Here is a 12,392-nt window from a genome sequence, read left to right as displayed (position 1 = left end):
CGGCTTCCCCGGCAATCATGTCCAAAACCCGGTATTCCTCTCACTCGTGAACGGATTCTACGAGTGGCGTTCTTTCGCAAGCATTCTGGCGCTTACTACTCGAAAACGGGGAGTATGAGAAAGACCGTATCACCCTGAGCATCATTCACAAAATCCGGATTATGTGGATTTTGCTCCGAGATCCACCTCGACTCACTTCTCCTTACAACGTGAGGGTGGGAGCATCGAACCAGGTGTGTTACCGCCCCCCAACATCTTACAACTCGAAAACGGGGGGTCCGGGTCATCAAGGAAGTTCGACGACAGCGAGCTTCGTCGAACCGTTACAACTCGACAACGGAAGGTGATAGATTCCGAAGACGGTATCTGGCTCATTCAGAGAATACGCGGCTGTAGTCGTTAGATAGCCTGTTTTCGCCTGGTTACAACTCCACAAGGGTCCACTTTTTTATACCCAGAGTTCGAGGGGGTTCATAATGGGACGAGAGGGACGTAGAGCAGGATCGAATAATCCGGAAGGTGAGGAGAATCGTGAATCTTCTGCTGCTGATCCTGAAACTCCTGAATCGACGGATGGGGAGGTGGCATCTCCTGGCACGTCACAAACGACCTTCGAAAACGGATCAGATCCCGCCGATTCGTCTCAAGAAGCAACTAACGGCGACGGTGGCGGCATCTCAATTCGTGATCGTCTCCAAACGGAGTCGTCCGGTGGCGTTTTCGCGAACAAAGACCTCGTCCGGTCAGATACCATCATCGACGAGGACCGTATCGTCGGTCGGGACGACCAACTGGGCCGTGTCGTCGACAATCTAAAACCGGTCCTCCAGAATGAAGGGATCCCCGATATGCTCCTGAGCGGGCCATCTGGAACGGGGAAATCGCTCATCATTCATGCAGTCTGCAAACAGATCGTCGAACTGTGTGAATCTCAAGGCAAGACCTTCGGGGTCATTTCAATCAACTGCGAGGGGCCGAAGACTGCAGATCGGGCTGTCTATCGGTTAGTCAAAGCCGCTGCCGACGACCTCGGCGTTGATCCTGGTGTTCCCCAAACCGGCGTCTCAACGGATCAGAAGCTGGAGCGACTGTACGAACTGATGCGAGAGTATTACGACGGTGTCATCTTCATTCTCGATGAGATCGATATGCTCGAGGGGCCGTATCAGGAATCAGAGTACAATTCTCTCATCTACCAGCTTTCACGGGCTCGCAAACTCGCTGACTTTGATGGTCCCATCTCGCTCACGACGATCACGAACTACGCCGACTTCATGAAGGACCTCAACAGCCGCGCACAGAGTTCTTACAACCCTGACGACATCTTCTTCGACGATTACGATGCGAACCAACTCCGTAGTATTCTCCGCAACCGGCGGGACGCCTTCAAGCCAGACTCACTTGCAGATGACGTTGTTCCGCTTGTTGCTGCGTTCGGCTCCCAAACGCACGGGGATGCGCGGAAAGCGATTGATCTCCTCAGATGGGCTGGTGAATTAGCCGAGCGGCGTGGGGCCGACACGGTTATCGAGACTGATGTCCGTGATGCTCAGGAAAAATACACCGAAAACCGCAAGCTCCGCCATATCAGCGGCATTTCGACTCAAAAGAAACTCTCCATCTACGCTGTGGCGGCCACTGCCCACTACGCAAGAGAACACCCTGAGTGGATCCCTGCTGGACCTGCGTTCAAGACGTATCAATTCATTGCTGATACAATGGACGCGGACCAGTACAGCCGTGAGACGTTCGTAAATCACGTCACAGAGCAGAGTACGTACGGTGTGTTGGACTTCGAGCGTCGAGGTAAGGGTCGAGGCAGAGGAGTGCATATGTATTTCTCCCTCTCTGAAGATCCCGAAACGATCATGGAGACGATCCGTGAGGATTCCCGGTTCGAAGATCTAGCTCACGAAGAGGCGACTATCAGCGCGGTTGTCCGCGAACGGCTGAAGCAGTTCCGGAGTAAGAACTGATCTCGCCCGTATTCTCCCCGCACTTACTTCTCGAAAACGGGGGGTGTTCGTATCCCGCGCGATGCGTTACAACTCGAAAATGGGGGGTGTCATTCGTCGGGATGTCTCGTTACTACTCGAAAACGGGGGGTGGGTGAGCCAAGAGATTTGACGTGCCGGTCAATGTACTGTGCTTTCCCCTTTCCCTCTCCCATTTACAACTCGAAAACGGGGGGTGTGTCCTACGATTTCTTAATCGTCGGCACCATCGATGATGCGGAGACGGTGGAGAAACGACGGAAACGTGGGGCGGGTGTCCTCTCCCTTCGTGTTTCACTCGTCCGGGTTGACCGGACCCATTCACACTGAGGGGTGTTGGGCAAACCAATCCCATTCACACTCTGGGGGGTGTCGTCTGCTACGTCTCTAATAGTACTGAAAAGACCACCAGGCTACAGTTCAATCTCGTCTACTCGTCGGGATTCACCGGCCCTTTGTACTTCGACGTCACCGAATCTCCCTCCCGCCACTGCCAGTAGTAGTAGCGGTTGTCGTTGATTTCCTTGATCGTGATCGTCGCCTTCGCCGGCACGTCGTCTGGGAGGTCATCGGGGCGCTCCTCGATGTCGGCGTCGTCCGCTTCCTCCTCGAGACGAGCTTCCCGCTCTTTGTGTTCGGCCAACGCCTCGGCGTAGCTGGCAACGTCCCGAAGATGCTCCGATGTGGCTTCGTTGAGCGTGTTGACGATCTCCGTCGGGAGGTTCGCCGGTGGGGTCGGGGGTTCGTAGGACATCGACTCTCTCCGTGTTAACCAACACAGACTCTCCACCCATAGTTTTGTTGGTTAAGACGGTGGAGACGGCTCCCGTGCCTGCTGACTGTAACACTACTCGAAACTTCTTCATACATAAGTTTCGTACTATGTTACGCCGTGCTCCGGCGCATCGAACTTGAGGTCCTCGCCACGGTCGACCGCGGCGACACGATCTCCGAACTCGCGACGAAGCTCGACCACAGCAAGAGTTACCTCTCTCGTGCCGTCGCCGACCTCGTCGAGAAGGGGCTCGTCTACACGGAACGCGACGGCCGTCGAAAACGCGTCGTCCCGTCGGATGCTCGCGCCGTCGAGCTCTATCAGGACCTTGTCCGCCAGCACTCTCACATCGAGTTCCCCGAGCTGCTGACCGGGAAGGCACTCGAGGTGCTGTACTACCTCGACCAGCCGCAAACTGTCTCCGAGATTGCGGACCGGACCGACAACTACCGCAACACGGTCAACCGGGTCCTCAAGCGGTTTCGCGACCGTGGGCTTGTCGGGACCGTCGACGGCCACTACAAGTTCAACGCCGACTTCGACCGCCTCCACGCGTTCGCCTGTGAACTCGCACACCACTACATCGCCAGCGCCTCGAAGCCGTCGCCCCGAAGGGGACGATTCTCTGGGAAGACTACGACGAATTCCTTGCTCAGGCCGAGACGGAGATCGATGCGGCGGCGTTCCACGAAACCGGCCTCGCTCGATTCGCGGCCTTCGACCTCCAGTTCCTGCTCACCGGGCACCGCTACTACGTCTACTCCGAGAACCTCGACGCAGTCACGCCGGCAGAGCTCTGCTGTCACACGCTGCTGATCGACGACGGCAGCCGCCACCGCTCGTACTGTCTCCTCCTGCTCAGCCACGTCGACGTCGCCGAGGAGGACCTCCGAGCGCAGGCGGTGAAGTACGATCTAGAAGACGAAATCGACGCCTTGCTCCGCTATCTCGAGACGCACGGTGAGGTCGACGACGACCGGCTCCCGGAGTGGGACGAGTTTCAGGAGCTGGCGGCAGACTACGAGGTGCGACTATCCTGAGACCGAACGTCGTCGCCAGCCGTGCCGTCTGCCGGCGTCAGTTCGGGTTGTAGGGATTCGTTGCTGTCTCGAGCCGATAGACATCCTCGATGGCGTCAAAATCGTCGTCAAACGCATACAGGTAGCCGAGCCCCTCGGTTTGCATATACGCGACAATGCAGGCATCGACGAAGGAGAGGGGTTCGTGTTGGCGAAAGAGGGCCTTCCCGGTTGCGAGGGCGTCGGTGGTGAGTGAATCGATGTGGAAGCGGGCGTTTTCTTCGATTCGATCGAGGAGATCGACGGCTGCGTCGTGGCCGGCGTGGGTCGTGAGGCCGTTGAGCGTTTCCGCGAGCACGTAGTCGAGGACGACTGCCTCCGGGAGCGCTCCATTGTCAATGCCTTGGAGCACAGGAAGTGCGGCATCGTGGGATCCATCCCGCCGGTATGCGGCGGCAAAGAGGACTGTCGTATCGATCAGTGCACGGGGCATTTACTCGACATCGACGCCCCAGGCGTCGTGATCGCGCGTTACATCGGTCGGCTCCTCACCAGCGTAGCCGTCGAAGTCGGCGAACGTGCCGGTTTGCTGTTGGATGACGTGGACCCGAATGCTCCCGTCATCTTCGAGATGCCAACGGAGCTGGTCACCGTCGTCGATATCGAGTTCACGCCGAATCCGGGCCGGAATGTTCGCCTGATTGCCAGACACTTTGCTTTCGGCGTCGATTCTGTCGCTGCTCATACCTCTCGGTACGTGACCGGCCGTGAAAAGCCTAGTGTGTCGCCACACTACCACGCGCTCCAGAAGATATCGTTCTAGTTCGAGGGTGCTGGAAGGCGCCCATCCGGACGTGGAACACGACCCTGTTTTATCTCGTGATCGACGCGACGCAGATGCTTGCAGCCGCCTTCGGGTGAACGCTGCTGCCAGTCGGGACAGGTACACGACTCGTCGATGACGTCGACTTCGTACCGGTTCCCGGACGCGGACTGCACCTCGTAGCGGCCACCTTTCGAGAGGAGCGAAACGTCCATCGCTTCGGCGACGGCACGCTTCGTGCGGGGCTCGAGATCGTCCTGTGACTCTGCGTTCTCGTCGACGACCAGCCGGTCGCGAACGTCGCCCGTTCGGCCACCGTCCGGAGCGACGGCTTCCGCAGGGCCACTGAGCCACTCGTGGAGCACTTCCTCCACCGGATGGCCTTCCGGCCAGAGGTAGTGGACCTCACGACGCTCGCGATGGTCGTAGGAGCCGCACGTGGCTGCGCTTCCAGTCCAGACGCGCCAGGCACCCGGCGCGGCCATCACGTCGACGATGTCGCGGGGAACCGTCTGGTGGTCGTCCGGGAAGAACACCCGGAATCGGGTACACCCTTCTTGCGGCGGCACGGTCTCCCACCAGTCTTCGCTGGAGCCCCAGCTGTCGTACATCGCCTCGTCGCTCCCGTAGCCGACTGTCACGCCATCGATCGGCGTCCAGTCCGCTGGGAGGGGATCCGCCTCGCCTTCGAGCACCCGAAGAACGGCGTTTCGGAGGTACTCGTGGGCTTGGTTGTCTGTCGTTCGAGCGACCTGGTCATGCTGCTCGGCAACGTGTTCGGCTTCCTCGAGGACCGTTGTGAGATAGTCTTCAGTCATGGTTCGCGGAGGTCAGAATGCGCCTCCGCCCTTCTGCGGGCGCAGAAAAAACTTAACCAACAAAAGAGGGAGATTCGGGCAATTTGTTGGTTAACCGATTTAGGGAGCAGGCGGCTCTTCGAGCACGTCGATGAGCTCCTCTGCCGTCCGACTGATTCGTCCGAGCCGCTCGCGAACGGCTTCGGGATCGTCCGACTCCCAGGCTGCGAGGTAGAACGCCGACCCACTGGTGTCGAGTCCGCAGTACCGGCCGACGACGTACGCGACGGCTTCGGCCTCGACTTCGCGTTTCGACCGCTCGGTGTCGTCGGCGACGTCGAAGTGGAGCAGGGCGTGCGCGTACTCGTGAACCAGCGTCCGGGCGAGATCAGCGTCGTTCTCCCGATCACGCACCTCGACACGCGGCTGCATATCGACGAGACTCAGCTGCTCGCAGATGCCCTTCGCCTCGCCGTGCGTCCACTCCTCGGCTGGAACGATCCGCACCGTCACGCCGAGGTCGTCAGCGGCGACAGTCAACTGTTCGACGAGATCACCGGCGTCCCCGGTCGCTTCCGTGTCGAGATCAGGAAGTGGCTCGCCCTCGGTCTGGGAGACATCGAACACCGGCGCGGGCTTGAACCCGACGAGACCCTCGGACCATTCCTCGGGCGGCGTCTCGTCGTACTCACAGTCGCTGTCCTCGTGGTAGCTCGGCGAGTTCTCGCACTCCGGGCACTGCTTGGTGATGATCGGCGCCCAGATCCAGATGGCCGATTCGCCCTCTGTGACGTACCGGTCGAACTCCTCCTGCCACGTCCGGTAGCCCGCCACCCGGCTCGCCTCGGGACACTGCTGCTTGATAAGGAGCGTGTTCCGGTAGGAGTAGTCGTGGAAGCGACTCTGGACGTCGAGCCACCCCTGGAACTCTTCGCTAGCCTGCGCGTCGTCGACGCCGGCGACGAGGTCGTCGATCCACTGTTCGATAGTGCTGTTCATCTCGTCGGATCGCGTGTCGGTCTGGTCGAAGGAGACCGACGAGTCACTAGTCGTAGCCATTGTGTTCACCGAATCGAGTTCACGGCGACTGCAGCAGTTCAGAACGCGCCGCACCCCTCGGGGGCGTTCAAAAACCGCTCTGTCGGTCAGCGGGAGTCCGTGTCTGAGCCGTTTAGAGAAGGACGAGCGGGCCCGGTGGCGGTTGTTTGGTCGCTAATCCACGAGTAATCGACTCGGATTCTTCAGACACTTCGGCTAACTTGCTTTCCTGAGCCTAGGTATTCGAAAATACTGAGTGGAGTTTCATCGAGCGAATTGTCGTTGACGGATTATTATAGACCGATTAGTTTCTAGCGTGCGAGAAACTTCGAGTGCTCGAAGCAGGTTCTATACTTCGGACTTGACAGTATAATTACTTTGAGTATAGATGTATAGGCGCATGTCGGATCAAGACTGCCACTGTGTCGACCCAACGGTTGACAAGTCGGACGCACAGACCCCGGAAACAGACAGCTGGATCGAAGAACGGCCAGTGAAGACCGCCGCGCTCCCGGAGGCCGTGGGAGACAATATGAGTCGGTTCTTCGGCGATTCGATCGACACGTTCGACGACATGATAGCGGCGATTCGTACGGTGGTCGAAGGGGAGGGAATCGCTATCGACGAACTCTGTCACGTTGATGGTGAAACCCCTCACTACGCGAAGACAGAAAATGAGACCTATCACTTCCGGTGTTTCTACGACGGTATCGCGCTCGCCCATCTCGTGGATGAACCCGTCGAAATCCGGACTGAAACCCCCACAAACGACCCCGTCGATATTCAGGTGTCGCCCGCGAACGGCGCCACAGTCACACCGCCAGATGCGGTCATGTCCTTCGGTGTGACCACCGAGAGTGACGTGCCCGCTGACGAGATGCCCACAACCCGGGAGGCCTACGGAGCCATCTGTCCATACGTGAAGGCGTTCCACACCCGCGGCGACTACGAGCGCTGGGCGGAAGACGTGGCGGCCACCACGGTCGGCATTCCCCTCGACGCCGGTGTACCCATCGCCGCCGCACTAACAGCGACCTCTTCTTCGTGGGGCGCCGAATGAGCTTGGGTGGTATCGCACTCGTCGGCTCACAAGCTACACTCGGGCTCGCGGGTCTGGCCGTCGGCGGCGCGAAGGTCACACACCAAGAGGACCAAGTCGACGATTTCCAGCGATTCGGGTATCCACAGTGGTTTCGGGTCGCTACCGGTATCATCGAGATACTCAGTGGTATCGGCCTGCTTGCTGGGTTAGTCTGGCACCCCGGACTAGCGCTGGTGGGTGGTCTGCTCCTCAGCGGGGTGATGGTTGGCGCGATAATCACCCACGTTCACATCGGTGATCCATTGTCGAAAACCGCCGTACCTGCGTTCCTGCTAGCTCTCACGGCGGCTCTCCTCGCGGGTCAGCATCTCGTACAACTCTAACCCGGGGCCTTCCATCTCGCGGCCGAATTAAGACGTGCGGGCTCGACGACGGAGGAAGAGCCCAATCACAAACAGCGGGAGCGCCGTCGCCAACCCGACCACAAGTGCATCGCCGATGGAACCGACGGCACCGTTTGCCGCGGTCACGCCCGCTGCCGTACCTCCGGCAACCGCTGCCCCGCCCCCAAGCGAGGCGAGACCGACACAACAGAGCCCACAGATGCCGGCGATAGCGAGTATCCCCCATCGTGAGCCATCGTCCTCTGAGGATGCCGTACTCTCACTGTGAGCGGTATCGGGGTCGGCCACCTCGCTAGCCGCTCCTCTGTGGTCGGTGTCGCCATCAGGCCGACTCTCCCCCTCGGTACGCTTCACCGGGTCCTCGGTCATGCACCGACCTTCTTCAGGACGGACAAAATACGTTCAGTACCCCGACAGTAACCACATTACGTTACCGTAACGGAGCGCTACAGCCAGCAACTGGAACAACTAGGGACGGGGAATCACTCTTCGATCTCCTCTACCCACTTGAGGAGGGGTTCGAGGTGTTGGCCCAACTCTTCGCCAGTTTCCGTGAGTTCGTACTCGACCCGTGGCGGGATTTCCGCGTACTGTTCGCGCGCGAGAATCCCGGCCTCCACGAGTTCGTCGAGTCTCGTCGAGAGCGTCGAGCTACTCACGTCCTCGAACGTTTCTTCGATGTCACCGTAGCGGGCTGGGCCGATCACATCGACCATGCAGACGAGTTGCATTGCGTACCGGCGGCTGAGAAGGTCCATCACGTCACCCAATGGACAGAGACAGTCCATGTCGATATTCGTTGAACTTGGCGTTTCAGTCACTGTGTCTCGAGAATCTGGCATAGCTTTCGTTCACCACACCTGATTTCATACTTCGGACTTGACAGTATAAATAGTTCGGTATTCAAAGTAGTGATGTATTATGTGTCAAAATAACCCAGAACGGGAAGTTACGTGTACGCTCACTGAGGAACAGGAAGCAGCACGATCAGAGAATGTCCGATCACTTCTCATCTCACACTATATTGGGTACAAAGCTCCAGAAGACGCCTTGGAGCTCCGATTCGAAGGCGGTGACGAGTCACTCCAAGCAGTTGCTCAGTTCATTTCGGCTGAGCTGCAATGCTGTTCGTTCGCTGATTACAAAATCACCGTGTCGCCCCCATACGAAGAAACGGTTCTGACCGTCACCGGTCCTGAGGGGACGCGACAGATGTTTCGGGAGGGGTTAGTCGAACGGCTGGAGGAAGAGGCGGCGTCAAGTAGTCAATCTGCGTGAACTCACTATCGTCTCGACGACTGAGGGCGTCCTAGCAGGCGGAATCGTCTTTGCTCTTGGCAGGTTGAAGGTACGTTTTCCCCCATTCCTCAAGCGAGTCGATGACTGGTTGCAGTGACTCTCCTCGATCAGTTAGCGAGTATTCGACGGCGACGGGCTTCTCACTCACGATTTCCCGGTCGACCAGTTCCTTCTCTTCGAGGTCGTCGAGGCTCTGCGAAAGCATCTTGTTCGTAATCTCTCCGACTTCATTACTGAGTGCGTTGAACCGGAGCGCGTCGTGTTGCAGCAGGCGGTGGATAATGACTGGGTGCCACTTCTTGTCGATCACATCCATTGTGCACGTGACTGCACACCAGTCGTCGCCCGCACACCATACCGCCAGGCATTCGTCCTCCGGAACGTCGGCCGAGTCGCTCATACAGCTTTGTTGTACGTCCGCCCGGATAGAAGTTCCCCAACGATACGACATATACAAACGAAACCACGGTTTCGCGGACGAAACCTCATAACCTAACAGATACGTGATACTTATCTATCGAGCGTTCTTCGGGTAACTTGGAATGACGGAAATCAACATCGAATACTGTGTGCCGTGTGGCCTCCTCGAATACGCCGTGGAGACCCAGGAAATGTTGCTCGAAAAGTTCGGGCAAGATCTCGACGGCGTCCGGCTCCAGCCTGGTCACGGCGGCGTGTTCAAGGTACACGCAGACGACGACCTCGTCTGGGACAAGGATGACCACGACGGCGAGATCGACCTCGAAGCAATCACTGCGGCTGTCCACGACCGCGCTCACGCGCACGCCTGAGTGCCCAGCTGTTGACTCACGCTGTCCATGCTTGAACTCTATCAGGCAGAGGGGTGTCGATATTCGGCGAAAGTCCGCGAGACGCTGACCGACCTCGGCGTCTCATACGTCGCCCACAACCCCCGCTCTGCCGCCGGCGAGACTCGCAACGAACAAACCCATAACCACCTCCGAACACTCGGCGGGGAAGATCAGATTCCCTTCCTCGTCGATCACCAGCGCGGCGTGACAATGTATGAATTCGACGACATCGTCGCTTATCTGGAGGAACACTACGCATGACCGACGCCGTCGGAGAGAACTGCCCGGTCTGTAATTCCTCGGACAACGCGAAAGCGCAGTTTGCGACTGCCAAGGTGGCGGAGCACATAAAGGAGAAAGCCCACCGGGATGACACGCATCAGGAGTGGATCGACAAACACACGCAGAACGGGACGCTCTCGGAGATCCGCGAGGCGCTCGACGAGAAGGGGCACCCTCGGAACTGATCGATGGCTCGCGAGTCAGAGGACGGCGATATCGATCTCCGACGTAATCTCCGCCCGGTTCTCCGGATCGGCATCGCAGCATTGTTGCTCGTGCCGGGAGCGAGTAAGTTCATCACCTACGGGACGTCGGTTCGGTTCTTCGAATCGCTGGGGCTGCCGGCACCGGCTGTTCTGGTCCCAGTTGTCGGTAGTTTCGAGCTCGTCGCCGCCGGGCTGTTACTTCTCGATCGGTTCTCCTGGCTCGCAGCGCTCCTCACTATCCCGATTATGACCGTTGCCGCGATTACTGCCGGGCCCACCTGGCAAAATCTCGGTGCCCTCGCAGCTGCGGTCGTACTTGTCGGCCTCGACACCCAGGAGGTGACTGAACTCGTATGACGGGTCACACCTGTCCGATCTGCGGTGCCAGCTTCACGTCCGAATCCAGCCTCGACGACCACTGCTGGGATGTCCACGACGCCTGTCACTACTGCGGCACGGAGTTCGACGACCAGAACGCGTTGTACATGCACTGGCTCACAGTCCACGAGGACAGCCTGTCGAACAGAGCTCGAGCACGGGCAACGTCCGAAATCGGCGAGCTGACGTTTCGTGAACGACTATACCATCAGGGCCCCGTTGGCGCGGTCGCGAATACCGGTCTCAGCAGACGGAAGCTGTTGTTCGGAGGACTGCTCGGTCTTGGTAGCGTTGCCGGGGCAACGATCTTCGGTGGCTCCGGTGGCGGGAAAGCCCTGACGGAGCACGCTGCGGCGACGGATCTCGGGACGCAGCCAACGCTTGGCCCCTCGCCGTCGGAGGCTGAGGGAACAATCGTTGCGTTCGAAGATCCGTCGTGCCCGGCCTGTGCCCGGTTCGAGCGCTCCACGTTCCCTCAGATAAAATCCGAACTCATCGACCCCGGACGAGTCTCGTTCGTGTTCCGCGGGATTCCCGTCGTCTACCCGTGGGGTGACCCTGCTACCCTGGCCTTGGAGGCGACATATAGCCGCAGTGCCGAGGCGTTCTGGAGACTCAAAGCGTTCTACTACAGAGAGCAGGCGAACGTCGGGACGGAAAACGTTCAGGACGTGACCAGACAGTACCTGGCCGACCAGACCGACGTCGACGCGGACGCTGTCATCAGCGATGTCCAGAGTGAAACGTCACGAGATGCAGTGGATGTGGATCTGCAAGCGTCGCAAGATGCGGGCGTGCGGGGAACGCCGACGTTTTTCCTCTTCAGCGGGGATTCGTTTGCGACCGAGATCGTCGGTCCGCAATCGTACGATGTGTTCGCGAACTCACTGGGGGTGTGATTTCGGATGACTGTTGACCTCCGTCCTCGGTTACCGACCAGCGTTGACGAGTGGCGACTGGTCGGCCGCACGGTCCGACTCGTCCTCTCTCTACCGCAGTACGCTGTCCTCGCCGTCGGTTACGCTGCGCTCGGGCTCTCCGTATTCGTGTTCTCGCGAAATCTAGCCATCCTCCGGCAGATCGTCCTTGGTAGTAGTTTGCCGTGGGTGAGTCGGGCGACGGTTCTCGCTGAGCTGTATCCGTTCGTTGGCACTGCATATACCACACTCCAAGGAACCATCCTCGCCTTGACAGCGATCCTCATCGGCATCAACATGGCCGTCGCGACCTACCACGTTCGCGAACACAGGTTATCGGTCGGACAAGGTTCCGGCAGCCTCGGAGGGATCGTTCTCGGAACGCTCGGGGCTGGGTGTGCGGCGTGCGGGTCGGCCGTCCTTGCTGGACTCCTCTCAGTCATCGGAGCCTCCGGACTCCTCCTCGCGCTTCCGCTCGATGGACTCGAATTCAGCGTTCTTGCGGTGTTCGTATTGCTTCTCTCGCTCTACTGGTTAGCCGATGGAATGCGTGGCGGTGAAATCGCCGGCTGTCCTCTCCCCGAATAGACGGACATACATCACTAA

The 12,392-nt window shown here is 58.9% G+C and carries 17 protein-coding genes and 2 pseudogenes; 10 read left to right on the top strand and 9 right to left on the bottom strand.

The features are described 5' to 3' along the window. Positions 1 to 476: 476 nt before the first annotated feature. Positions 477 to 1,976 carry a Cdc6/Cdc18 family protein gene (locus ACZ5YD_RS01735; protein ID WP_379739663.1) on the top strand — a complete coding sequence of 500 codons (1,500 nt, stop codon included), beginning with the start codon at positions 477 to 479 and terminating at the stop codon, positions 1,974 to 1,976. A gap of 448 nt (positions 1,977 to 2,424) precedes the next feature. On the opposite strand, the gene ACZ5YD_RS01730 is transcribed toward ACZ5YD_RS01735, so the two are convergent. Further along, entirely contained in the window at positions 2,425 to 2,748 is a 324-nt protein-coding gene (locus ACZ5YD_RS01730) for a DUF6788 family protein (RefSeq protein WP_379739666.1), read from the bottom strand. Positions 2,749 to 2,886: 138 nt separating this feature from the next. On the opposite strand from ACZ5YD_RS01730, the pseudogene ACZ5YD_RS01725 reads away from it, so the two are divergent. Continuing rightward, positions 2,887 to 3,809: pseudogene (locus ACZ5YD_RS01725) on the top strand (helix-turn-helix transcriptional regulator). A gap of 37 nt (positions 3,810 to 3,846) precedes the next feature. Here ACZ5YD_RS01725 and ACZ5YD_RS01720 read toward each other — a convergent pair. From ACZ5YD_RS01720 to ACZ5YD_RS01700, 5 genes and pseudogenes are all read right to left on the bottom strand, one after another. Next, complete coding sequence (locus ACZ5YD_RS01720) at positions 3,847 to 4,281, bottom strand: PIN domain-containing protein (RefSeq protein WP_379739669.1); 435 nt, start codon at positions 4,279 to 4,281, stop codon at positions 3,847 to 3,849. Next, positions 4,282 to 4,533: an AbrB/MazE/SpoVT family DNA-binding domain-containing protein gene (locus ACZ5YD_RS01715; RefSeq protein ID WP_379739672.1), complete on the bottom strand. Its 252-nt coding sequence runs from the start codon at positions 4,531 to 4,533 to the stop codon at positions 4,282 to 4,284. Between the two features lie 74 nt (positions 4,534 to 4,607). Beyond that, positions 4,608 to 5,429, bottom strand: a complete 822-nt coding sequence (locus ACZ5YD_RS01710; RefSeq protein WP_379739676.1) for a hypothetical protein — start codon at positions 5,427 to 5,429, stop codon at positions 4,608 to 4,610. 99 nt (positions 5,430 to 5,528) lie between these two features. Further along, positions 5,529 to 6,467: an ArdC-like ssDNA-binding domain-containing protein gene (locus ACZ5YD_RS01705; RefSeq protein WP_379739679.1), complete on the bottom strand. Its 939-nt coding sequence runs from the start codon at positions 6,465 to 6,467 to the stop codon at positions 5,529 to 5,531. A 112-nt stretch (positions 6,468 to 6,579) separates the two neighbouring features. Then, positions 6,580 to 6,660, bottom strand: a pseudogene (locus ACZ5YD_RS01700) (hypothetical protein); the annotation flags it as partial. Positions 6,661 to 6,846: 186 nt separating this feature from the next. Between ACZ5YD_RS01700 and merB the strand changes: the two are divergent. Both merB and ACZ5YD_RS01690 read left to right on the top strand, forming a co-directional pair. Beyond that, a complete protein-coding gene (gene merB / locus ACZ5YD_RS01695) occupies positions 6,847 to 7,506 on the top strand; it encodes an organomercurial lyase (protein ID WP_379739682.1) in 660 nt (219 codons plus the stop codon). Next, the gene (locus tag ACZ5YD_RS01690) at positions 7,503 to 7,871 is read left to right on the top strand and encodes a DoxX family protein (protein ID WP_379739685.1); all 369 of its coding nucleotides are present in this window, start codon (positions 7,503 to 7,505) and stop codon (positions 7,869 to 7,871) included. The genes merB and ACZ5YD_RS01690 overlap by 4 nt, the downstream gene beginning before the upstream one ends. Positions 7,872 to 7,898: 27 nt before the next feature. Here ACZ5YD_RS01690 and ACZ5YD_RS01685 read toward each other — a convergent pair whose 3' ends face one another. The 3 genes from ACZ5YD_RS01685 to ACZ5YD_RS01675 form a co-directional block, all read right to left on the bottom strand. After that, positions 7,899 to 8,261, bottom strand: a complete 363-nt coding sequence (locus ACZ5YD_RS01685) for a hypothetical protein (protein ID WP_379739688.1) — start codon at positions 8,259 to 8,261, stop codon at positions 7,899 to 7,901. A 113-nt stretch (positions 8,262 to 8,374) separates the two neighbouring features. Continuing rightward, positions 8,375 to 8,650, bottom strand: a complete 276-nt coding sequence (locus ACZ5YD_RS01680; protein WP_379739947.1) for a winged helix-turn-helix transcriptional regulator — start codon at positions 8,648 to 8,650, stop codon at positions 8,375 to 8,377. 551 nt (positions 8,651 to 9,201) lie between these two features. Next, positions 9,202 to 9,591 carry a winged helix-turn-helix transcriptional regulator gene (locus ACZ5YD_RS01675; RefSeq protein ID WP_379739691.1) on the bottom strand — a complete coding sequence of 130 codons (390 nt, stop codon included), beginning with the start codon at positions 9,589 to 9,591 and terminating at the stop codon, positions 9,202 to 9,204. 142 nt (positions 9,592 to 9,733) lie between these two features. Here ACZ5YD_RS01675 and ACZ5YD_RS01670 point away from each other — a divergent pair, with 142 nt between their 5' ends. From ACZ5YD_RS01670 to ACZ5YD_RS01645, 6 genes are read left to right on the top strand one after another with little or no spacing between them, the layout of a single operon-like run. Further along, positions 9,734 to 9,982 carry a SelT/SelW/SelH family protein gene (locus ACZ5YD_RS01670; RefSeq protein ID WP_379739694.1) on the top strand — a complete coding sequence of 83 codons (249 nt, stop codon included), beginning with the start codon at positions 9,734 to 9,736 and terminating at the stop codon, positions 9,980 to 9,982. 27 nt (positions 9,983 to 10,009) lie between these two features. Then, positions 10,010 to 10,264: a glutathione S-transferase N-terminal domain-containing protein gene (locus ACZ5YD_RS01665; RefSeq protein WP_379739697.1), complete on the top strand. Its 255-nt coding sequence runs from the start codon at positions 10,010 to 10,012 to the stop codon at positions 10,262 to 10,264. Beyond that, the gene (locus ACZ5YD_RS01660; RefSeq protein WP_379739700.1) at positions 10,261 to 10,470 is read left to right on the top strand and encodes a hypothetical protein; all 210 of its coding nucleotides are present in this window, start codon (positions 10,261 to 10,263) and stop codon (positions 10,468 to 10,470) included. Before ACZ5YD_RS01665 ends, ACZ5YD_RS01660 begins: the two co-directional genes overlap by 4 nt. 3 nt (positions 10,471 to 10,473) lie before the next feature. Further along, positions 10,474 to 10,848: a DoxX family protein gene (locus tag ACZ5YD_RS01655; RefSeq protein ID WP_379739703.1), complete on the top strand. Its 375-nt coding sequence runs from the start codon at positions 10,474 to 10,476 to the stop codon at positions 10,846 to 10,848. Further along, entirely contained in the window at positions 10,845 to 11,768 is a 924-nt protein-coding gene (locus ACZ5YD_RS01650; protein ID WP_379739706.1) for a thioredoxin domain-containing protein, read from the top strand. The genes ACZ5YD_RS01655 and ACZ5YD_RS01650 overlap by 4 nt, the downstream gene beginning before the upstream one ends. Before the next feature lie 6 nt (positions 11,769 to 11,774). Then, a complete protein-coding gene (locus ACZ5YD_RS01645; RefSeq protein ID WP_379739709.1) occupies positions 11,775 to 12,374 on the top strand; it encodes a hypothetical protein in 600 nt (199 codons plus the stop codon). Positions 12,375 to 12,392: the final 18 nt, after the last annotated feature.

The organism is Halopenitus salinus (genome assembly GCF_055397165.1).
This window is presented reverse-complemented; position numbering and strand designations above follow the sequence as displayed.

Coding starts and splice junctions, on each gene's coding strand:
- ACZ5YD_RS01735 (WP_379739663.1), top strand. CDS start 477: ATGGGACGAGAGGGACGTAGAGCAGGATCGAATAATCCGGAAGGTGAG.
- ACZ5YD_RS01730 (WP_379739666.1), bottom strand. CDS start 2,748: ATGTCCTACGAACCCCCGACCCCACCGGCGAACCTCCCGACGGAGATC.
- ACZ5YD_RS01720 (WP_379739669.1), bottom strand. CDS start 4,281: ATGCCCCGTGCACTGATCGATACGACAGTCCTCTTTGCCGCCGCATAC.
- ACZ5YD_RS01715 (WP_379739672.1), bottom strand. CDS start 4,533: ATGAGCAGCGACAGAATCGACGCCGAAAGCAAAGTGTCTGGCAATCAG.
- ACZ5YD_RS01710 (WP_379739676.1), bottom strand. CDS start 5,429: ATGACTGAAGACTATCTCACAACGGTCCTCGAGGAAGCCGAACACGTT.
- ACZ5YD_RS01705 (WP_379739679.1), bottom strand. CDS start 6,467: ATGGCTACGACTAGTGACTCGTCGGTCTCCTTCGACCAGACCGACACG.
- merB (WP_379739682.1), top strand. CDS start 6,847: ATGTCGGATCAAGACTGCCACTGTGTCGACCCAACGGTTGACAAGTCG.
- ACZ5YD_RS01690 (WP_379739685.1), top strand. CDS start 7,503: ATGAGCTTGGGTGGTATCGCACTCGTCGGCTCACAAGCTACACTCGGG.
- ACZ5YD_RS01685 (WP_379739688.1), bottom strand. CDS start 8,261: ATGACCGAGGACCCGGTGAAGCGTACCGAGGGGGAGAGTCGGCCTGAT.
- ACZ5YD_RS01680 (WP_379739947.1), bottom strand. CDS start 8,650: ATGGACCTTCTCAGCCGCCGGTACGCAATGCAACTCGTCTGCATGGTC.
- ACZ5YD_RS01675 (WP_379739691.1), bottom strand. CDS start 9,591: ATGAGCGACTCGGCCGACGTTCCGGAGGACGAATGCCTGGCGGTATGG.
- ACZ5YD_RS01670 (WP_379739694.1), top strand. CDS start 9,734: ATGACGGAAATCAACATCGAATACTGTGTGCCGTGTGGCCTCCTCGAA.
- ACZ5YD_RS01665 (WP_379739697.1), top strand. CDS start 10,010: ATGCTTGAACTCTATCAGGCAGAGGGGTGTCGATATTCGGCGAAAGTC.
- ACZ5YD_RS01660 (WP_379739700.1), top strand. CDS start 10,261: ATGACCGACGCCGTCGGAGAGAACTGCCCGGTCTGTAATTCCTCGGAC.
- ACZ5YD_RS01655 (WP_379739703.1), top strand. CDS start 10,474: ATGGCTCGCGAGTCAGAGGACGGCGATATCGATCTCCGACGTAATCTC.
- ACZ5YD_RS01650 (WP_379739706.1), top strand. CDS start 10,845: ATGACGGGTCACACCTGTCCGATCTGCGGTGCCAGCTTCACGTCCGAA.
- ACZ5YD_RS01645 (WP_379739709.1), top strand. CDS start 11,775: ATGACTGTTGACCTCCGTCCTCGGTTACCGACCAGCGTTGACGAGTGG.